This window comes from Paenibacillus sp. MDV22-iso6, assembly GCF_058408365.1.
The window spans coordinates 333,815-352,599 of record NZ_JBZVDZ010000004.1; the positions used below are offsets into that span (position 1 = coordinate 333,815).

At 44.7% G+C, this 18,785-nt stretch carries 20 protein-coding genes; 7 read left to right on the forward strand and 13 right to left on the reverse strand.

Translation table 11 applies throughout. From position 1 onward, the window contains the following. Nucleotides 1-105 precede the first annotated feature (105 nt). The 6 genes from AC4PM4_RS13535 to AC4PM4_RS13560 form a co-directional block, all read right to left on the reverse strand. Nucleotides 106-1,245, reverse strand: a complete 1,140-nt coding sequence (locus tag AC4PM4_RS13535; RefSeq protein WP_491613823.1) for a DUF4179 domain-containing protein — start codon at nucleotides 1,243-1,245, stop codon at nucleotides 106-108. Then, nucleotides 1,235-1,783: an RNA polymerase sigma factor gene (locus tag AC4PM4_RS13540; RefSeq protein ID WP_491613824.1), complete on the reverse strand. Its 549-nt coding sequence runs from the start codon at nucleotides 1,781-1,783 to the stop codon at nucleotides 1,235-1,237. Before AC4PM4_RS13540 ends, AC4PM4_RS13535 begins: the two co-directional genes overlap by 11 nt. Before the next feature lie 140 nt (nucleotides 1,784-1,923). Next, nucleotides 1,924-2,061 carry a hypothetical protein gene (locus AC4PM4_RS13545; RefSeq protein WP_491613825.1) on the reverse strand — a complete coding sequence of 46 codons (138 nt, stop codon included), beginning with the start codon at nucleotides 2,059-2,061 and terminating at the stop codon, nucleotides 1,924-1,926. 54 nt (nucleotides 2,062-2,115) lie between these two features. Then, nucleotides 2,116-2,250 (reverse strand): hypothetical protein, encoded by a 135-nt coding sequence (locus AC4PM4_RS13550; RefSeq protein ID WP_491613826.1) that lies wholly within the window; start codon nucleotides 2,248-2,250, stop codon nucleotides 2,116-2,118. Between the two features lie 38 nt (nucleotides 2,251-2,288). Further along, nucleotides 2,289-2,918 carry an SMI1/KNR4 family protein gene (locus AC4PM4_RS13555; RefSeq protein WP_491613827.1) on the reverse strand — a complete coding sequence of 210 codons (630 nt, stop codon included), beginning with the start codon at nucleotides 2,916-2,918 and terminating at the stop codon, nucleotides 2,289-2,291. A gap of 35 nt (nucleotides 2,919-2,953) precedes the next feature. Further along, complete coding sequence (locus tag AC4PM4_RS13560) at nucleotides 2,954-3,403, reverse strand: DUF6386 family protein (RefSeq protein WP_491613828.1); 450 nt, start codon at nucleotides 3,401-3,403, stop codon at nucleotides 2,954-2,956. Between the two features lie 100 nt (nucleotides 3,404-3,503). On the opposite strand from AC4PM4_RS13560, the gene AC4PM4_RS13565 reads away from it, so the two are divergent. The 4 genes from AC4PM4_RS13565 to AC4PM4_RS13580 all read left to right on the forward strand — a co-directional run bounded on the left by AC4PM4_RS13565 (nucleotide 3,504) and on the right by AC4PM4_RS13580 (nucleotide 6,697). Beyond that, nucleotides 3,504-4,316, forward strand: coding sequence for a MerR family transcriptional regulator (locus AC4PM4_RS13565; RefSeq protein WP_072734608.1), 813 nt, complete (start codon nucleotides 3,504-3,506; stop codon nucleotides 4,314-4,316). Nucleotides 4,317-4,339: 23 nt separating this feature from the next. Next, nucleotides 4,340-5,002: a GNAT family N-acetyltransferase gene (locus tag AC4PM4_RS13570; RefSeq protein WP_161490590.1), complete on the forward strand. Its 663-nt coding sequence runs from the start codon at nucleotides 4,340-4,342 to the stop codon at nucleotides 5,000-5,002. Next, complete coding sequence (locus AC4PM4_RS13575; protein WP_491613831.1) at nucleotides 4,975-6,138, forward strand: alpha/beta hydrolase family protein; 1,164 nt, start codon at nucleotides 4,975-4,977, stop codon at nucleotides 6,136-6,138. Before AC4PM4_RS13570 ends, AC4PM4_RS13575 begins: the two co-directional genes overlap by 28 nt. A 181-nt stretch (nucleotides 6,139-6,319) precedes the next feature. Continuing rightward, a complete protein-coding gene (locus tag AC4PM4_RS13580) occupies nucleotides 6,320-6,697 on the forward strand; it encodes a PilZ domain-containing protein (protein ID WP_063565385.1) in 378 nt (125 codons plus the stop codon). A 67-nt stretch (nucleotides 6,698-6,764) separates the two neighbouring features. Here the strand turns inward: AC4PM4_RS13580 and AC4PM4_RS13585 are convergent, their stop codons facing one another. Both AC4PM4_RS13585 and AC4PM4_RS13590 read right to left on the reverse strand, forming a co-directional pair. Next, a complete protein-coding gene (locus tag AC4PM4_RS13585; protein WP_072734609.1) occupies nucleotides 6,765-8,111 on the reverse strand; it encodes a uracil/xanthine transporter in 1,347 nt (448 codons plus the stop codon). Beyond that, nucleotides 8,108-8,692: an ankyrin repeat domain-containing protein gene (locus tag AC4PM4_RS13590; protein WP_072734793.1), complete on the reverse strand. Its 585-nt coding sequence runs from the start codon at nucleotides 8,690-8,692 to the stop codon at nucleotides 8,108-8,110. The genes AC4PM4_RS13585 and AC4PM4_RS13590 overlap by 4 nt, the downstream gene beginning before the upstream one ends. Nucleotides 8,693-8,876: 184 nt before the next feature. On the opposite strand from AC4PM4_RS13590, the gene AC4PM4_RS13595 reads away from it, so the two are divergent. Continuing rightward, entirely contained in the window at nucleotides 8,877-9,770 is an 894-nt protein-coding gene (locus tag AC4PM4_RS13595) for a LysR family transcriptional regulator (RefSeq protein ID WP_063565383.1), read from the forward strand. A gap of 103 nt (nucleotides 9,771-9,873) precedes the next feature. Here AC4PM4_RS13595 and AC4PM4_RS13600 read toward each other — a convergent pair whose 3' ends face one another. From AC4PM4_RS13600 to AC4PM4_RS13620, 5 genes are all read right to left on the reverse strand, one after another. Then, on the reverse strand, nucleotides 9,874-11,793 hold the full coding sequence (locus AC4PM4_RS13600; RefSeq protein WP_491613832.1) for a beta-glucoside-specific PTS transporter subunit IIABC: 1,920 nt from the start codon (nucleotides 11,791-11,793) through the stop codon (nucleotides 9,874-9,876). Between the two features lie 127 nt (nucleotides 11,794-11,920). Continuing rightward, the gene (licT, locus tag AC4PM4_RS13605) at nucleotides 11,921-12,772 is read right to left on the reverse strand and encodes a BglG family transcription antiterminator LicT (RefSeq protein ID WP_053781440.1); all 852 of its coding nucleotides are present in this window, start codon (nucleotides 12,770-12,772) and stop codon (nucleotides 11,921-11,923) included. A gap of 234 nt (nucleotides 12,773-13,006) precedes the next feature. Further along, entirely contained in the window at nucleotides 13,007-14,431 is a 1,425-nt protein-coding gene (locus tag AC4PM4_RS13610; protein ID WP_063565380.1) for a glycoside hydrolase family 1 protein, read from the reverse strand. A 247-nt stretch (nucleotides 14,432-14,678) separates the two neighbouring features. Beyond that, nucleotides 14,679-16,136: a glycoside hydrolase family 1 protein gene (locus AC4PM4_RS13615; RefSeq protein WP_062325655.1), complete on the reverse strand. Its 1,458-nt coding sequence runs from the start codon at nucleotides 16,134-16,136 to the stop codon at nucleotides 14,679-14,681. A 280-nt stretch (nucleotides 16,137-16,416) separates the two neighbouring features. After that, nucleotides 16,417-16,707, reverse strand: coding sequence for a hypothetical protein (locus tag AC4PM4_RS13620; protein WP_491613833.1), 291 nt, complete (start codon nucleotides 16,705-16,707; stop codon nucleotides 16,417-16,419). A 148-nt stretch (nucleotides 16,708-16,855) separates the two neighbouring features. Between AC4PM4_RS13620 and AC4PM4_RS13625 the strand changes: the two genes are divergently transcribed. Together AC4PM4_RS13625 and AC4PM4_RS13630 are read left to right on the forward strand one after the other, a co-directional pair. Next, nucleotides 16,856-17,920 (forward strand): suppressor of fused domain protein, encoded by a 1,065-nt coding sequence (locus tag AC4PM4_RS13625; RefSeq protein WP_491613834.1) that lies wholly within the window; start codon nucleotides 16,856-16,858, stop codon nucleotides 17,918-17,920. A gap of 18 nt (nucleotides 17,921-17,938) precedes the next feature. Further along, entirely contained in the window at nucleotides 17,939-18,697 is a 759-nt protein-coding gene (locus AC4PM4_RS13630) for a LuxR C-terminal-related transcriptional regulator (protein ID WP_063565379.1), read from the forward strand. Nucleotides 18,698-18,785 lie beyond the last annotated feature (88 nt).

Genomic DNA, 18,785 nt, shown 5'->3' on the forward strand with positions numbered 1-18,785 from the left:
AATATTTTTATTTTTTTGCAACAGCAGTCCCCGTATAAGAAAAATGAAAAGACGACACAAAGTCATCTACAAAAACCATGACTTTGTATCGCCTTCTTCTAAATCCTATTTGATTTTCAGTTCCAGCTTATGTTTCTCCACTTCCTGCAAGTCATCGTAAACTTTGCCGGGTTCAGTTGGTATTTTCAATACAAGCGATTGAGGATCGTCCAGCATATTGCTGCTGTAGTATAAAATCATCCCGTCTTCTGTTTCGCTACCTCGATACATTAGAAGCTTGGTCTGCTTACCATTCTTGGTTATAGAAACAATCTCGTAAGGATGTACTGATTCACTTATAGATTGTTTGGTTTGGAAATCAAACTTTTTATTAGGTTCATAGACAAGTTTGGCTTGTATAATAAGTGGAGACATCTCGACTTGAGATAACATCACCTCATGACCGCCAATCGTAAATAACTGATTAAGTTTTATAATTTCCGTCTTGGGAACCGAAAATTTGGGGTCTAAGTCAAAAGAAATCTTCATCAGTTCTGAATATCGCATTTCGGGTCGCTTTGTCCCTGTTTTTGGGTCTGCTAGCTTCCCCGGATCGAGGGAGACGATTTGAAAGTCGAGCATTAACTTTTCAGGAAATGCATCAGTTCGTTTGAGGTTAATCGCAGTTCGACCGTATATGATATGGTTCCCTTTGGGTACTTGGACTCCCCCCGCATTACTATCATCAAATTTATGATTGGTCAGCATGTCAGTTACCCTGGAACGGTTCACCGAATATATCTCCTGAGAAGCATCCGTCTGGGCTGTGTACAAAACGATTATCTTGTTTTCATCCGCCATCACTGCATTGACGGTTAACTGATATATTCCTGATTTCACAGAACGATTCACGAGCTGTACATAACCATTGTTAATTGCGGATGTAATCGTATTGCCCTCTACATCCTTTTCAGCCAACTCCCGAAAAGGTTCAAGAACTCCCCAATTCTGTGCGGGCTGGCTGTACATTGCCTGTTGTGGTGTACCGCCAAGTGGACCCATCAGCAGCCATCCGGCTGCCAGAGCGGTTACGAGCACCGCCGTAATCCACTTTAATTGCACATGACCTGTCATTCGCCGGGTTCTGGCCTTTGCCAGACCTCGCTGAATGGCAAAGGCCGTGTCCGCTGGATTCAATTGTTGTCTCTCCAGCTTAGCCTGGGAAGCATCTGCAAAAAGTGCATGTTCCTCCGGACTAGTTGTCATGCCAATCCCCCCTGTTCTTCATCTGTTTCCGTAACAGTTCCAACCCTTTATGCTGCCAGGTCTTGATGGTACCCTCCGGTTTGCCGAGAATGGAGGCAATCTCAATTGACGTCATGTCGTTATAGTATTTCAACAGTAATACATGGCGGTATTTTGGTTTTATTTTCTCAAGCATGGACCACATTGCAAGTCTGTTATCGCTGCGTCCTCCAATGGCAGACTCGGATATCGCCTCCTCCAACCCATCGCTTGGCAGTGGTGTAGCCCGTTTGCGACGCCTTTGTTCATCAATGCACACATAGATCAGAATACGAATAATCCATGATTTGAACGCCTTCTCATTTTTCAGAGAGCGACGCTTGATCCAGGCCCGGCATGTCATCTCCTGCACCGCTTCTAGTGCATCGTGACGATTACGCAGGTAACTGTAGGCAATGGAGATCAGCGTGTCCTGATGCTCCATGATGGATTGGACAAATGCCGTCTCGTCTTCGCTCTGTACAAACAGCATCTTTTTCATCTCGGCTTTGGTATCCACCCTGCAATCCCCTCCTTCTCTCTCTTTCTGTGGTTTAAGACGGATGAACAAGCCAAACCGTTTTTTATTTATTTTCCATCACAAAAAAGCCCCGCCTAATCCTGAGGAGGAAGCTCTTGTATTGATTTCCGCATCATTATTTAAAGTTCAAACCATTCCAGCTCAGCGTCATCCTGATTCGTAGCTGCTCCCATCTGCCTTAGCCAGTTTGCTGCGAATTCACCTCCTACATGAAACAGACAATATATGTATAACTCTCCCTCTACAATCTCATTCATTCCCGATGCCACTTCAATCGAGACTTGTAGAGCTTCAGGCTAGGGCGAACCCTCCTAAAGCAACGCAAACCCATCTTCATAATGCTCCAACTTATACAAGTCTGAGAAGGTTACGGACTCCGCCAGTCGCTTCACAATCCGAGGCAAAATGACAGGATTTGTTGTTCTGATGCCATATTCCCAGCCCACATGGTACCTCCTTTAATCTAAAAGTTAGCTAAAGGCTACTACTCTTGCTCATTCAATTCATTGATCGAGCGGTCCAGCCACAATTCATACCAGTCCATAAAACCCAGCCGCTCCGCGTTGCCCATATAATGATCCGGATAAATCCCATTACTGTTCGCTCGATCATCGGTCCAGATCTCTCCGTAGGACAATCCCTTCACGATCAGATTGAGCGAGACGCCACATCCAAAATCACTGATTCGCAGCATCCCTGCCGACCATTTCGGATCATAATACTCATGTTCAAGCGCTGCCCACTCGTCCTCTTCTTTGCTGTCGTCGTACCAGTCCACATCCCAATTCCAGGATTCCACATGTGGAAACGGCTCAGAAATTGCATTCAACTCATCATCATAATTCATCACCAAATATATGCCGTTCTCCGGCTTTTCCAGCCCATAATAAGGACCTGTACCACCACTTCCAATCCCAAGCAAAAAAGCTTGATACTCTTCAGGCAGCGCTATCTTCCATTTCTGTTCAAAAGCTTTAATTTCGTCCAATGTCCATACCGGAGCTATCTCATATTGATGATTCTCTGCCCCAAACAGATTCCGCTTCGGGTCCAGAGTCTGGAGTTTGTTCAACTTTCCCTGTATGCGTTCCAACTGTACCTTATACATTTCCATATCCATATGCCTCCTTCCATCACGGACTTATAACGTCAGATGCGGATCAAGTCATTCAAACTATTTTCGCTTTGCAGACTGGGTTTGATGGTAATCCATATTTGATTGCTTTCCCTCAATATCATGCACGCATAATTTCCAGGTTCCATCTGGAGCAACACGCCGCCGCACGATTCATCGGGCTCCAATTCACCCCCACTGACATCATCGGCAGCCCCCAGATACACGTTACCGGAAGGGACACGTAGATGGTATACCTGTGCAATCTCCAGTTCCTTCCCCGCATCATCCAGACCCCATGTCACCTCATACTGTCCATCTTCACCCAGATTCAGAAACAAACAGTTGCCTGCATTTACCTCTGTCAGTTCATCTTCCGCAATAGACCACCAGTCCGGTGTGTCTCCAACACGATGTTTTAACGTCCCCAGATCGTACAGGCACAATGCTGCCGTATCCGTGAAGATCTGAAATTTCCCGTTCATTCTATCTCTCCTTTCTAATTCAAAATAAACACCTTGACCCTAGGTCAGACCTAAGGTTTATAGTGGAACTATTCCATTCAAGCAGACAGGAGCCAGCTTAATGAACAAATACATTACGATTAGCGAATTATCCAAATTAATGCATGTTTCAATCCATCAAATTCGATACTTTGAGGAAAAAGAAATACTTTTCCCGGCATATGTGGATACCAACCACTACCGTATGTATGGAATGGATGAGATCTACCAGCTTTCTCACATTCTTTTATTGCGCAAGTTGAATGTCCCTGTTCAGCAAATCAAAGAGTGCATGCTCTCCTATTCCGCAGATGACTATAACCGATTATTAACCGATTCACTTCGAGCTGTACAATCACAGATTGATTCGTTAATGCATATGGAACAATTCATTCAAGGCATATTGCAGGAACAGCAGGAATGGATCAGCCAATCCCAGCAGGATCAGTGTATACCCATATATGAGATAAAGGAAATTCCTGTTCGGCATTTCACCACTTGGATCACCATCCAACCAAACGAATCTCTGCATGCCCGTGCACTTTATCAGCATCGTACGGATCAACCTGCATTGTTTGAAATTGATTTACACTACTTGTATACCTTAGACCAGGTTGCAGTCTGTGTTCCGTTTTCTAATGCTACCAGCGATTCTTTTGTTGAAAAAGGGTTATATCTAACCAGATCATTCACAGTGACATCCGAAGAAAATATTGCCCAGGAAATTCATCACCTTAAGGAATATGCATTTCAAGCCACTTACGTGCTGGTAGACCCTATAATCTTGATTGAAAAGTCCTATCTCTCCATGTTAGGAACTGATCAATTACACTATGAGATTCAGGCCAGAATTGAGGTCACTCCTCCTAAAGTGAAAGAAAGGAACCCATTATGAACCTCACGACTCCAATTCAAATTGTGGACTATGATGATCAAAATCAACATCAACTGGCTGTCCGAAAATTAATAGTCCATTCTTTTGCAACCAAGTTTGAGGCTCTTGTTCGGCTCGCCCCAACGGAAATAGTTGACTTGCTTGGCGCTATATGGATTGATCAGGGAAACTCACCCTCCGATAGGCAGTTCATTGCAATGGATGGAAACCAGGTTGTCGGGGTTCTATGCCTGAAATGGTGCCTCAAAAACCCCCTACAGATAAAAAAGGAGATCCATCACATTCCACTCCGTAAGCTTTGCAAGCAATACGGACTACGCAATGTCTGCATGTTTATGGTCGGAATGATTGCCCTGGAATATAAGCCAAGTCCACACGAATGTTATATTGAGCATTTGGCTGTAGCTTCAAGTCACCGAAAGCGTGGGATTGCCAGACAGTTGCTGATTACTGCTCAGCAGTTTGCAAACCAACATCTCCATTGTAAATATATATCTTTGCACGTATCCAGCAGCAACACACAAGCCATTCGTCTTTACCAACAATTGAACTTCAGAGTGGAATCATCACACAACAGCATTTCCCGAAAATTCCTGTTCCGTGAACCTGAATGGATTTTCATGATGATCCCTATCTCTAACATACAGGAGGCATTTCAGTGTTTAAACAACAGCCCCCTAGACTAAGATTATTTACGACCTCAGTTTTCAAATGGCTGATCGGTGTAACAATCATCATTCTGGCTATTGTGTCTTGGCTGCTCATTCAGAACACATTCAACATGAAAGAAACACGCATCTCCATTCCAACCTCATATGGACAATTAACGGGTATACTCACACTGCCCAAACAGCATTCAGATAAGGTTGGCCTTGTCGTTTTTGTACATGGTGATGGTCCGATTAATGCCAGTTATGACGGTGGGTACCGACCTTTGTGGGAAAAGCTTGCCATGGCGGGGTATGCCTCCCTCTCGTTGGATAAACGTGGTGTTGGCGGTTCCTCGGGAAACTGGCTTGACCAAACCATGGAGGATCGTGCACAGGATGTCTTAACCGCCATTGAATGGGCCAGAAAAGAACCCTCTATTGATCAAGATCGAATTGGTTTGTGGGGTGCCAGCCAGGCTGGATGGGTCATTCCAAACATCGTGAAACAAGATCCGGATATTGCATTTAGCATTTTGGTTTCCCCCGCCATCAACTGGATTACACAGGGCAGATACAACACCCAGCAGGAAATGCTCCAGAAGGGATATACCGAGGAAGAGATCACTGCAAGGCAGCTCTATAATGACCAGGTTCTGCAGCTGATTCGAAACAAGGCCACCTATGATGAATATAAACTCATAGCTAATAAGGACCAACTCATTTCCAAGGAGCGTTGGACGTTTATCGTCAACAATGTGGAATCAGATGCCACAGATGGGCTCGTTTCGTTTCATAGCCCTGTTCATCTCGTGCTTGGAGGTCAAGATATAAATGTCGATGTTCAAGAGACAGAGCGCGTGTATCGTCAGATGATTCCACAATCACTGCTCAGTGTAACCAAACTACCGGATGCTGATCATTCGATACTGCCCTCTTCACTGGTACATTCTACGTTCAAAACCTATGCAACGGCCTTGTTCTCGCCACGAAAACTAATGGACGCACAGTATTTGGATGATATTGTTCAATTCTTGAACTCTATTCACGCAGTTGATCAACCGTTTGTTGCACACTTCCGGTTCCCAATCGATTCATTTCTCCTGAAATTCTTAAGAAAAATGACGCAATTTGATCCGCTCCATCCCCTTTTGATCCGCAGGCGAGATTATTAGAACCATATTTAACCATTATATCAAGCCCGGCACACAGGTTAAAGGTACTCAAGAGTTAACTAGGTTCATGTTATACATGTGAAGAATTAAGGTGTTAGCAAACAAGGTTATTCTCTTCATTTTTTTAGCAAAAATGACGATATAATCATAACTGACTTTTTGTGATTTTGTGGAGGAAACCATGGCTATCAACCTTAGAAGAGAACCTTTTCGCTATACTTTAAAGGAACCGATAATGTTCGAAATTTTTATACTCAGCATTAACGGCGCCTCAGCACCACCCAAACCCATTCAAGCGGAATTATGCGATATCAGCCGATCCGGTTGTCAGCTTTCATTTCCGTTAAATCTGCATGTGGAGTCCAATAACATCCGAATCGGCATGAACTTGCTGCTTTTTGAAGACCCCTTGTATTTGGAAGGAACGCTGCGCTGGGGCAAAGAAGAAAATAACCAATGGCACTACGGCGTACAGCTGGAGATCCAGCAAGGCAATCATGAGCGTTTATCCAGAGAAATGAGAATGCTTGCGGGGCAAGGCAAAATTATGGTGAAGTAACCCGGGAAGCACGAATCTAACAAAAAAAACAGCCCAGTGAACCGGACTGTTTCAATATTTTAAATTTTCAGGCTGCTTTGGTAGCAGTCGTAGTATTGTCCATCTTGGACCAATCCACTGTGGTTTCGAGCAAAAGTGACACCACAACCCCAATGACAAGCCCATTGCTAATGATCGGAATGAGATACATGGGCAGAGCATGAAACGCTTCAGCAGGGATGTTCATTACAGCAACACCTGTAAGAACAGGCAGTGCCACACGATAGATGGTTTTGGAATTAAAGGTGGTGCCTTCAAGTGTTCTTAGGGCTGTACCGAACATTTGCAAATAGGCTACAAATAGAACGGCGCTCCCTACACTGGGAGGGATTTGTGCGAAAAAGGCTGTCACGGAAGGTGTAAGTCCCAATATACATAACATGCCTGCTCCAACAACAAACGCAGCCCGTTTCAGAATGCGGGTGCTCTCCAGGAATCCGATTGAAGAAGCAAATAATCCGAACGGCAGTACACCTACACACGCAGATAACATGGTGAATAGTCCCGTGAGCATGTACGATCGTTTATATTGTTGGCTGGTCGTTTGCACTCCATATATTTTTTCGACGGAGCTTAATGTGGTGATGGAGTTCGTCATATTCACCAGCCCAACAAAAAAAGCTGTGATGACGATTCCCGGTTCCCACTTCGGCGTCCCCCATGGAAACCAGGAAAACAGGTTTAAATCCTGTTGACCTGATGCTCCTGCATGCTGTCCAGGGAACACAAAACTGTAGGCAATCCACCCCGTCACGATGCCAATCAGGATGGAATAGTTGCCAAGCTTGCCTTTTCCCTTAAGCTGGATTAAGGCCACAAGAAACGCAATAGCAACGGACAACGCCGCTACAGGCAGGTTGAATGTGCCAAACTCGGTGTATCCAACCATGCCTTTGAAGAAATTCATGGTCAATTGAATCGTCATCAGAAATAACATCGCACTCTTGACCATTGGTGTGAACAGCTTCTGAAGCACATGCGCCGCTCCAAGCCCGCCAAGGATCATCATCGTCAGCCCAGCTAACAGGAAACCCGCAGCCAGTCCTCCCCCAATACGTTCCAAACTCATTCCTGCCGATGAAGCCGAGGCCGTTAAGCTTAGCGTCAGCCCCCACCATAACCCCGAGGGACCATCCATCACGGCATAACGATGGCCAAAGAACGCCTGTAATATACACACAGCCCCGGTAAGCAAAAAGGCATGCTGCATCGACGCAGCAATGGCCTCCGGTGAAAGCTGAAAATTGTGTCCGATGGATAACGGCACCACCACTGTGTTGGTAAACAGGAAGAAAAACCACTGAATACCTGCCAATGCAAGCGATGACGCACCCTTTAAATTATTTTGCAAAGATTGCTCTTGATGTCTGTTCATGATTGGGTTAACATTCGCTCCATTTCTTTATAATGATGCCTCCGGGCATGCGCAAATGCTGTAACGCCGTCCCGGTCAGCAATGGAAGGATCGGCACCATATTGCAAAAGCAATGCTACGATCTGCTGATGGCGAGTGCCGCCATCCCCCAGAATGACCGCTTCCAGCAAAGCTGTCCAGCCCAGATTGTTGATATGGTTCACATCCACATCCGTGCATTTCAGAAGGATCTCCACAATATCGACATGACCTCGATCTGAAGCAGGAATCAGAGCTGTGCCCCCAAACCGATTCGTAATCTGGGTATCGGCACCTGCTTTTATAGCCAGTTCGACCATTTTACGCAAACCTTCCGCACTGGCATACAGCAGCATGTTGTCCAGTCGTTGATCCTGGATGTTCACATCCGCTCCCGCTTCAATAAGCATACTTGCCGTCTCTGGCTTGTTGCCATGTACCGCGGCCATCAGAGGTGTCCGTCCTCGCGCATCCCGGTCATTCACTCCGGTTCCTTGTGCGATAAACCGCAGCACATCATCTGTATGTCCAGCTTCAGCAGCTGCATGTATTGTTTTCAGCATCGCACCTTCACCCTCCAATTCGTCGTCATCCTCACGGCATATATTCGATAGATCATAATCGACATGTGTGATTTGCAGTGTTTAAATCTTATGTATGGTAACATAGGATGGAAGTATAATAAAAATACATGTTTTGTTGGTTTCCCATATGAAAATCATATCGCTGCAAATAAGGAGAACACACGTGGATATCAAACAATGTCGCTATTTCATCGCGATTGCCGAGGAGAGACAGATCACGGCGGCAGCGCGCAGATTACACATGGCTCAGCCTCCTTTAAGCCAGCAGCTCAAGCTGATGGAAGACGAGCTCGGCGTGGCTTTGTTTGAACGCAAAGGACGCAGCATGGAGCTGACACAGGCGGGTCGAAGCTTCTATGATTATGCGGTCACAATGACCAAATATATGGAAGAAGCCGTCATGGAGATGCAAAGCTTCAGGTATGGCATTCGGGGCAAGCTGTCGCTTGGCATTAATACCATTTCAGATCGTTTGATCCCACAGGCGCTCCAGCAGTTTCGGACAACACACCCTCAGGTGACTTATAAAATTCAGCAAAATGAATCTGCACAGCTCTGCCAGCTCTTGGGTGAAGGCAAAATTGAGCTTGCCTGTGTACGGATGCCTGTCAAAACAGAGCAATATGAAGTGCTGCATCTACCGCAGGAAGCTCTCTTCTATATTTCCTCCACACCACTGAAGTCAGCGGATGAGCGCGGGATTTATTTTCAAAAGCTGGCCGATATCCCTCTCTTGCTTCCTAGCACTGAAGGACTCGGGATGTTCGAACTGATATTACAGAAATTCCGTGAGCATCACGTGAACCCTTCGATTGCGGGCGAATGCTCGGATATTAACATGTTGTTGGAACTTGTGCGACTCGGTTTTGCAAGCTCCATCGTGCCCCATACGGTTCTTCAGCTTTATCATGAGCATCCGTTCCATATCTATCGTATTCAAGATGCGCAATCTAACGTAGATTCTGCGCTTGTGTGGCATCGCAATCGTCATCTTTCCAAGCCCGCGCAGCACTTTGTACAATTGGTTCAGGAGCTGCTGCCTTCTCGCTCGGTGTAGTGTCCAGCAAATATCAGCCATGAAGAATATCGTCCATATACTAAAAAGCAGCAGCCTTGCCGGAATAATTTCATCCGGAAAGACTGCTGCTTTTTGATGTTCGTTAAGCTTTTGCCGTGAACAACAATTCTTTTTCCTTAATCGTTGTACGTCCGGCAGACTCAATTGAATTATATTGATGCATGTTCGTAATGATGACCGGCGTAATCGTTGTGTAACCGGCTTTTTCGATTTCTTCTCTGTCGAATTCCATCAGTACATCACCAACGGCAACCTTCGCTCCTGCTTGAACTTTAGGGGAGAAGAATTGACCTTTCAGTTTCACGGTATCAATCCCGATGTGAATCAGCATTTCAGCGCCGTCATCACTAACGAGACCAATGGCATGTCCACTCTTCGACAACGAGAATACTGTACCGTTAATTGGAGAAACCACACGGCCTTCCGACGGCTGAATCGCAAACCCTCTACCCATAATCTCTTCCGAGAATGCTGGGTCTGGAACTTCACTCAGTGATTTAACTTCACCAGTAATTGGGCTAAATACGTCTTGATCCAGCGCTTTAGTTTCTTCGATAGCAGTTATTGCGGAAGCAGAAGTCGTTGCCGCTGGTGTTGTAGGCTCAGCAGCTGGCGTAGCTTCAGCCGATTGTGGAGCATTGTCTTCTTGGAAACCAAGGATGTACGTCAGTACTGCTGCTACTACGATGGCAATCAAACCACCAGCCAGAGCGTAGAGTAACGTGCTAATTGCCGGACTGATAAATGCTGCAATACTTGGCAGACCCACTAGACCTGTAAGTACATAAGCTTTAACATTGACGATCCCCATGAATCCACCTGCAACAGCTCCACCGATCAGGGCAGCAATAAATGGTTTTTTGAACTTCATATTGATCCCGTACATTGCCGGTTCCGTAATCCCCATAATAGCCGTAAGACCTGTGGAATAAGCAAGCGATTTAGTTTTACCATTTTTCGATCTAAGACCAACACCAAATGCTGCACCACCTTGTGCCAAGTTAGCTGCAAACATCAGTGGAATAATAAAATCGTAACCGAGTGATGTCATCGAACCAACAATGATCGGCAGCAGTGCATAGTGCATACCCGTAATGATCAGAAGTGACATCGTACCACCAATCAAGATACTTGCGAATATAGACATATTGTCGAACAACCAGGAAATACCACCTGACAAACCATTACCGAGTACTGTACCCAATGGTCCAACTGTCATCAAGGTCAGAGGAACCATAATTAACAGGGTAACCGTTGGAACAATCAGAAGCTTAAGTGAAGCATGTGTAACACGATCAACCGCTTTCTCTACATAGGAAGCAATCCAGATTGCGAGAATAATTGGAATAACCGTAGAAGAATAGGTTGCTGCTATAACCTTAATGCCCACAAATGTGGTGTCACCATTGGCAAGCAAGGCTGTAATCGTCGGATGCATAATCCCCGCTGCCAACGCTGCAGCAATATACATATTGCTACCGAGCTTACGTGCAGCACTGATCGCCAGAATGATCGGCAGGAAGTAGAATGCACCATCACCGATAGCAGATAAAATGATATAAGTTGAACTGGTATCAGACAACCAACCTACAGCTACCAGGATTGCCACGATCCCTTTGATCATACCGGCACCTGTAATCGCTGGCAGAATCGGCGTGAATATTCCGGAAATAAAGTCGAACAATGCACTTACTGGATTTCTCTTTTTCTTAACCCCAGTCGAAGTACCGGTTGATCCAGCGTCTGCATTCGGGGATTTGGACATGTTGCCTACAAGTGCATTATACACAACGGGCACATCGTTCCCGATAATGACCTGGAACTGTCCGCCATTCTCCATAACGCCCATAACGCCAGGTGTATTTTTCAGCGTCGCTTTGTCCGCTTTTTTGTTGTCATTCAGGTTAAACCGGAGTCTTGTCATACAGTGTGTGACTTGATCGATGTTCTCTTCGCCACCAACAAGCTTCAGAATATCCTTGGACAATTGTTGTTTATCCATTGTGTTTTGCTCCTTTTATGTGTAATGAAGGTTAAAAAAAAACCTAAACACTGAATAATGACAAAGCAGTTTCAGCTTATCATTATTCAACGTTTAGGTTTTGCCTTTTTTGCAGTAACAATCCCAATTATTCAATTGTTTGTTCAGTTCTGACAACTCGTTCAATATGAATGGTCAGATATAGGATTTCTTCCTTGGATAAGACCCGGCTATAGATCTTGCGAGTATAGTCGTTAATCTTACAGGCACAAGCATGTGCCTCAGGATATTGTTTGCTCACCAGGTCATGAAGCGGATTATCTGCTTCCTTATCTTCAATCGCTGTACCGTGTAGTACGCGCTGAGCAAAGAACTTCAAATGTGTCAGGAATCGATAATAACTCAGCGAATCCTCATCCAGCTCAATAACAAAGCTGCGTCGTACAATGTTGAGTATATCTTTTACGATATTCGTAATGCTGATGGTTTCTCTCATCTCACCGTTCATCTGGGCATTGACTAGATGCATTGCGATGAATGCGCATTCGTCTTCAGGAAGCAGGACACCCAATGTTTCTTCAATAATCTGAAGTGCCTTGAGCCCAATGGCATATTCCTTGCGGTACATGCGCTTGATCTCCCAGAATAATGCATTACGAATCTGCAAGCCTTGACGATGCCGGTCAATGGCAAAATGAATATGATCCGTAAGTGAAATGTAGATGCTTTCATGAAGCTTCTCACCCAACACGGTCTCGGCGTAACGAATAATCTCATCCGAGCATTCAACATATTCAACTGGAATATCAGACAGAAGCGTTTTCAGTTTCTGCGATACTTCCTTGCTTTCCAATGAGAATATTTTTTCGACCAGACTGTCGTCTATCGTTTCACCAGTATGCTTTTTGAAGGCTATGCCCCGTCCCATGACGACCAGTTCGTTTCCTCCTGGATCAATCACAGTAACTACATTGTTGTTCAGCACCTTCTCAATTTTCATTTCTTCACATCACCTTGCACCGTCAAAGTAGTAAAAGGCAAAACCAAAGCTGGTCATGATACACATGCCCCGCTTCTGGTTTTGCCTGATTGAACAGTAACAATCCAGTATTCATTAGCCTTAGGCCCATCTTACCATATAATTATCCATCTGACAATGTTTTTGTGAAAGCGGTTAATGTGCTTGAATATGACACAAGAAGATGCTGCCCACATATGTCTTTAGAACTAGAAATTAATGGTTTTCGGATTTTAGACTTGCGCCGTTTGTATCAATAACTTCTTTGTACCAATGGAATGATTTTTTCTTGTAACGATCCAGGGTACCTGATCCATCATTGTTACGGTCCACATAGATGAAGCCATAGCGTTTCTTCATTTCTGCTGTGGATGCACTCACCAGATCGATGCAGCCCCATGAGGTATAACCCATGACTTCAACGCCGTCTTCAATCGCTTCACCCACTTGCACCAAGTGATCATTCAGGTATTGAATCCGGTAATCATCATTCACTGTTTTATTGCCATTTTCGTCTGTGATCAGCTCATCGACTGCACCCAAACCATTTTCGACAATAAACAGCGGTTTTTGATAACGATCCCAGTATTTATTCAGCGTTACGCGCAGGCCTTGCGGGTCAATCTGCCATCCCCATTCACTTGCTTTGAGGTAAGGGTTCTGTACACCTGCAAACAGATTTCCTTTACCTTCAACACGTTTCTGTGGGTCACCTGTCTCACAAATACTTACATAGTAACTGAATGAGATGAAGTCCACCGTATGTTTCAGAATTTCAGCATCGCCATCTTCAAACTTGATGTTGATATTATTCGCTTTGAAGTAACGATTGATGTATTTCGGATAATAGCCACGTGCATGAATATCGGCAAAGATGTCATTCCGCTGTTCTGCATGCATTGCAGCTACAACATCATCCGGATTTGGTGTCAATGGATAGGTTGGCATACTGAGTACCATACAGCCAATTTTCGCTTCAGGCATAATCTCATGACCCAGTTTAACTGCCAGCGCACTTGCCACCAGCTCATGGTGGATTGCTTGGTACAGATCCTGTTTGGACAGTTCCGCTTTTGGTGTGAAAATGCCGCCACTCATGAATGGTTCTTCCAGAATGGAGTTAATTTCATTAAACGTCAGCCAGTATTTTACTTTGCCTTTGAAACGGTTAAACAGCACGGTTACATAACGCTCGTAGAAATCAATCATTTTACGGTTAACCCAGCCATCATACGTTTTGGACAAATGCAGCGGTGTCTCATAATGAGAGATCGTTACGAGGGGTTCAATCCCGTATTTGTGGCACTCGTCAAACAGGTCATCATAGAACTGCAGACCTTTTTCGTTTGGCTCCAATTCATCGCCTTTAGGGAAAATACGGGACCAGGCAATGGATGTGCGGAATACTTTGAAGCCCATTTCAGCAAACAATTTAACGTCCTCTTTGTAACGGTTGTAGAAATCAATACCAATCAATTTCAGGTTATCCTCTGTCGGTCCTTCCGTTCTTGGCGTCGTAATCCCATGCGGCATTACATCCTGAACAGACAGGCCTTTGCCATCTGTATTGTAGGCTCCTTCGAGCTGATTGGCTGCGACTGCGCCGCCCCATAGAAAATCCTTCGGAAATGGTGTTGTCATATCTGTCATTCCTCTCTGGTTACGTTATCTTCATTCTTTGTTAAAACGGTTGACCCTATGCCCGTAAGCACTTGTTTCGATCAGTTCCACATCAATAAGCGGACAACACTCCAACTAAAGGGCTTCAGATCAGATAATCACCGATGGCCTGCTTTATGCTGGGTTTTGCCCGCTTTATGCGGTAACAATCCTCGAATAGCCTAATTACTACAGCGATCCGGGTTTAAGATAAAGGAGTCAGACCAAATTATAGTTGCTCACCATTGCTGGCAATTACGTTCTTGTACCAGTCAAACGAATCTTTCTTCGAACGTTTGAGTGTTCCATTACCTTCGTCGTCCAAATCCACATAAATGAAACCATAACGTTTGGACATCTCAGACGTGGACATGCTCACGAGGTCAATCGGGCCCCAAGCTGTAAATCCAATCAGATCCACACCGTCTTTGATCGCTTCTTTCATTTGTTCGATGTGTTTCTTCAGGTAATCCACACGATAGGAGTCATGAATTGAACCATCTTCTTCAACACGGTCATATGCACCCAGGCCATTTTCTACGATGAACAATGGTTTCTGGTAGCGATCCCAGAAGTTATTCAATGTTACGCGCAGACCGATCGGATCGATCTCCCAGCCCCAGTCGGAAGCTTCCAGATAAGGGTTTTTCACACCGCCAGTCAGGTTACCTGTTGTTTCTTCTTTGTCTGCGGATGCAGATTTGGTTACGGACATGTAGTAACTGAAGGAAATGAAATCAACGGTATTGTTGAGCAAGATTTCGTCATCGCCTGCTTCTTTCTGAATCACAATGTTGTTTTCTTCAAAATAACGAGCCATGTAGTTCGGGTATTGACCACGAGCATGCATATCCGTAAAGAAGAGGTTAATCTGATTCTCATGTTGCGCCAGACGAACATCAACCGGGTTACAGGTCGCAGGGTACGTTTCCATACGAGCGAGCATACAGCCCACTTGGGAACCAGGAATAATCTCATGTGCAAGCTTGGTTACCAGTGCACTTGCTACAAATTGGTGATGCAGCGCTTGATATGTCGTTTGCAGTTGGTTGTCCACTTTATCAATCAGGATACCGCCGCCTGTGTATGGGCTAAATAACATCACGTTGATTTCATTAAACGTCAACCAGTATTTCACTTTATTTTTATAACGGTTGAACACAGTCTCTGCATATCTCACATAGTGCCCAATCACTTCACGGCCTGCCCAACCATTGTATTTCTGTGTCAGACCCAGCGGAGTTTCATAGTGAGACAAGGTTACCAACGGTTCAATGCCGTATTTCAACAGTTCGTCGAAGACATCGTCATAGAATTTCAAGCCAGCTTCGTTCGGCTCTTGATCGTAACCATTCGGGAAAATACGTGCCCAGTGAATGGACAAACGGAACACTTTGAAGCCCATTTCAGCAAACAACGCGATATCTTCTTTATAGTGATGATAGAAATCAATACCAAAGCGTTTAGGGAAACGTTCTTCAATTTTGCCAGAAAGGATCTCTTCAATTCGTGTAGAGGAGATTTCCATGGCATGTCCACCTGTACGCTTCTCTTTGGGAACATGCGCAATCATATCCGCAGTAGACAGACCTTTGCCGTCCTTATCGAATGCACCTTCTAATTGGTTGGCAGCTGTAGCGCCTCCCCACAGGAAGTTTTCGGGGAATCCTTTTTTTGCCGTGGTCATAACGAACAACCTCTTTTCGAATTTTATTTGGGTTTTTCCCGAATACAGCGGCTGTATTTCACGCCAAAAAACAAGAAAAACCTAAACTCAAGGTAAAATAGCTCGCAAAAAAAGAGCCTTCATTTCACCATCAGTTTAGGTTTTGCCTGTCTGCACAGTTACAATCCATCAAAAGATGTTATTGTGTATTCGGTTGTTTTTCTCTTGTAATGTAAGCGTAACATATCTGTTTTGCAAAATCAACTTTCCGCTCAATGCACTCGCTGACCACCTTTGGACGTTATCGAGGCATTCGCATAATCGCTGCTCTTAGGGCATTTGTATCCCCGTATTCGAGGTAGCTGGCAGGACTTTCGTCGCCCAATGCAGGAACTTTCATGTCTATCCATCTTAGCGCATATTCACCCATTTCACATAATATAACCTTGCTAATATCTGCCGGAATCCCTCGCTGCTCTGCACATTCAGCCCATTTTGGGTCCACATGTAAATATGATTTTTCAAAGAGTTGCACAAATGAGTCCCTACTGCCTTGATTAAATTCCGCCAGATATAACTCTTTCATACTCATGTAAATTCCCTCCCTGAAATAGACATCGTAACCCCCAAGTCCTACGATAAGCAATTCATCCTTAAGCCGCTTGAAACCGATTTTGAAAAAGGTAGACTTAATTTAAAATGTTTTTCCGGAAAATGGATAGCCAAGGAGGAACACAACAATGACTGAAGAAGCAAACACATCCGGTTGGGATGCCATTGATATAGCAGTTGGTAAGTTATATGGAGATCAGGAACCACTTCACTATGGTACAGCCATTCCTTATATGCTCGGTGGACCTGATCCGCTAAATGGAATTAGCGTATACAAAGTGGATACCCCCATACCTCACTGGCATTTCATTACCTATGGTTTTTCAGAACTGTATGAGAAGGAATCGGAAGATCTCGAGCATAGCGGTTATGGATTTGAAATGACGTTTCGGCTTACCCGGAGTGAGGGTGAGTCCACACCCCCGTCTTGGGCTCTGAATCTATTACAGAACGTTGGACGATATGTTTTTACTAGCGGAAACGTATTTCATGCAGGAGATTACATGGATGCAAATGGCCCCATTTGTCTCGGCTCAGATACATTACTAACCGCACTTTCTTTTATTGAAGATCCTGATCTGACAGAGATCTCCACACCCAATGGAACGGTGAAATTCATTCAGATGGTGGGAATCACCGGTCTGGAACTCGAAACGATGCAAACATGGAACACCCGCGGATTGTTAGCAGCCTTTGTTGAATTCATGCCAAAATACGTTACGGATCTCATGAGAAATTCATATTTGGATATCCCCTCAGTGATACAGGCTGTTGAGCGCGGGATTGAAGAGGAAGGTTCCAGTACAGCATTTTTATTCATACAACAACTGGCCTGGACATCTCCACGCAAGAGAATACTGCAAAAAAGTGTACCCGCTGAACTCCAGATCGGAGCAAAACAAGCCCAAATTATCGGAAAAATACTACGTAGCCGCTTTTCAAAAGGCGCTCCACTGTCCCTAATCGGATCAGGAGTGAACATTACGTTCGAAGCCGGGGGGACACCTTCATTTTCTGAGGATGGCAACCAGATTAAGGTAATTGTGCATGAACAAACCGTATCGGAGTTAGTTGCAAACCTTCGCCCAGTCGAGCAAACATTTGAAATTGCTTCACTGCCCGGCGTTCTCTTTCGAATTGCCCGCACTGAAATTACCGATCAGGATGGTCATGTGATCGAAACCATCGGTTGATCACAAGGAGGTAACCATATGTCAAGAACATCTTCCTTACGGAAGAGCTGGTCCGAGAGCGAAAATTATACTCACGGTATGGCACATATTCAATATTTAACTAAAACCAATCTGGACAGGATTCGCAAAATCAATCATTTTCTGATTAACGCCTTCCAGCAGAGTCTCTCGGATATCAAAGAAAACCTATCCAGCACGTATCTCTTTCTGCTCACCGACGGGCATGGAGTTCTGCTTGCCATGGATTATAGCCCTGATTTGGAACAGGTGGTGAAACAGTCACCCATCCGCCCGGGTATGATCTTTACAGCTAGAAGCTGTGGCGTCAATGCCATATCCGAATCAATGGATAAACACGGGCCTGTTCAGCTGTCCCCTGAGCAGCATGAGAATCCACTTTTTCAGAACTGGCATTGCTACGCTGCACCTTTGTCGGTCGGTCTTCAACATGTTGGCTACCTGGACGTCTCCACCATTAATGCAGACATCCAGAGTGAGCTGATTGCAATCGCCAAGCTGATCCCGGCCCATATGCAAAATCGGTATCAATCTAACCTTGCCTCGTCGGTAACAGAGCAGCCATCGATTGAATTCACCAAGCGACAGTTAACCATTCTGAAAATGATCTCTAACGGACTGACGGTTAAAGCCATTGCTTTGAAATTGAAAATAAAGGAATGCACCGTAAATCACCATAAAAAAGTGATTTTTAACAAATTAGGTGTACAATCCAGCACGGAAGCTGTTTCAATTGCCAGCCGTCTGTCTTATCTATAAAGGTACACCTATAGATTCCTATAGGTGGTCAACACGAACATCTGTGCTAAGATTTTAGGTACACATGAATTAGAGAGAGAACAAGAAC

Coding starts and splice junctions, on each gene's coding strand:
- AC4PM4_RS13615 (WP_062325655.1), bottom strand. CDS start 16,136: ATGACCACGGCAAAAAAAGGATTCCCCGAAAACTTCCTGTGGGGAGGC.
- AC4PM4_RS13610 (WP_063565380.1), bottom strand. CDS start 14,431: ATGACAACACCATTTCCGAAGGATTTTCTATGGGGCGGCGCAGTCGCA.
- AC4PM4_RS13565 (WP_072734608.1), top strand. CDS start 3,504: ATGAACAAATACATTACGATTAGCGAATTATCCAAATTAATGCATGTT.
- AC4PM4_RS13630 (WP_063565379.1), top strand. CDS start 17,939: ATGTCAAGAACATCTTCCTTACGGAAGAGCTGGTCCGAGAGCGAAAAT.
- AC4PM4_RS13585 (WP_072734609.1), bottom strand. CDS start 8,111: ATGAACAGACATCAAGAGCAATCTTTGCAAAATAATTTAAAGGGTGCG.
- AC4PM4_RS13535 (WP_491613823.1), bottom strand. CDS start 1,245: ATGACAACTAGTCCGGAGGAACATGCACTTTTTGCAGATGCTTCCCAG.
- AC4PM4_RS13590 (WP_072734793.1), bottom strand. CDS start 8,692: ATGCTGAAAACAATACATGCAGCTGCTGAAGCTGGACATACAGATGAT.
- AC4PM4_RS13625 (WP_491613834.1), top strand. CDS start 16,856: ATGACTGAAGAAGCAAACACATCCGGTTGGGATGCCATTGATATAGCA.
- AC4PM4_RS13580 (WP_063565385.1), top strand. CDS start 6,320: ATGGCTATCAACCTTAGAAGAGAACCTTTTCGCTATACTTTAAAGGAA.
- licT (WP_053781440.1), bottom strand. CDS start 12,772: ATGAAAATTGAGAAGGTGCTGAACAACAATGTAGTTACTGTGATTGAT.
- AC4PM4_RS13560 (WP_491613828.1), bottom strand. CDS start 3,403: ATGAACGGGAAATTTCAGATCTTCACGGATACGGCAGCATTGTGCCTG.
- AC4PM4_RS13545 (WP_491613825.1), bottom strand. CDS start 2,061: ATGAATGAGATTGTAGAGGGAGAGTTATACATATATTGTCTGTTTCAT.
- AC4PM4_RS13555 (WP_491613827.1), bottom strand. CDS start 2,918: ATGGAAATGTATAAGGTACAGTTGGAACGCATACAGGGAAAGTTGAAC.
- AC4PM4_RS13600 (WP_491613832.1), bottom strand. CDS start 11,793: ATGGATAAACAACAATTGTCCAAGGATATTCTGAAGCTTGTTGGTGGC.
- AC4PM4_RS13620 (WP_491613833.1), bottom strand. CDS start 16,707: ATGAGTATGAAAGAGTTATATCTGGCGGAATTTAATCAAGGCAGTAGG.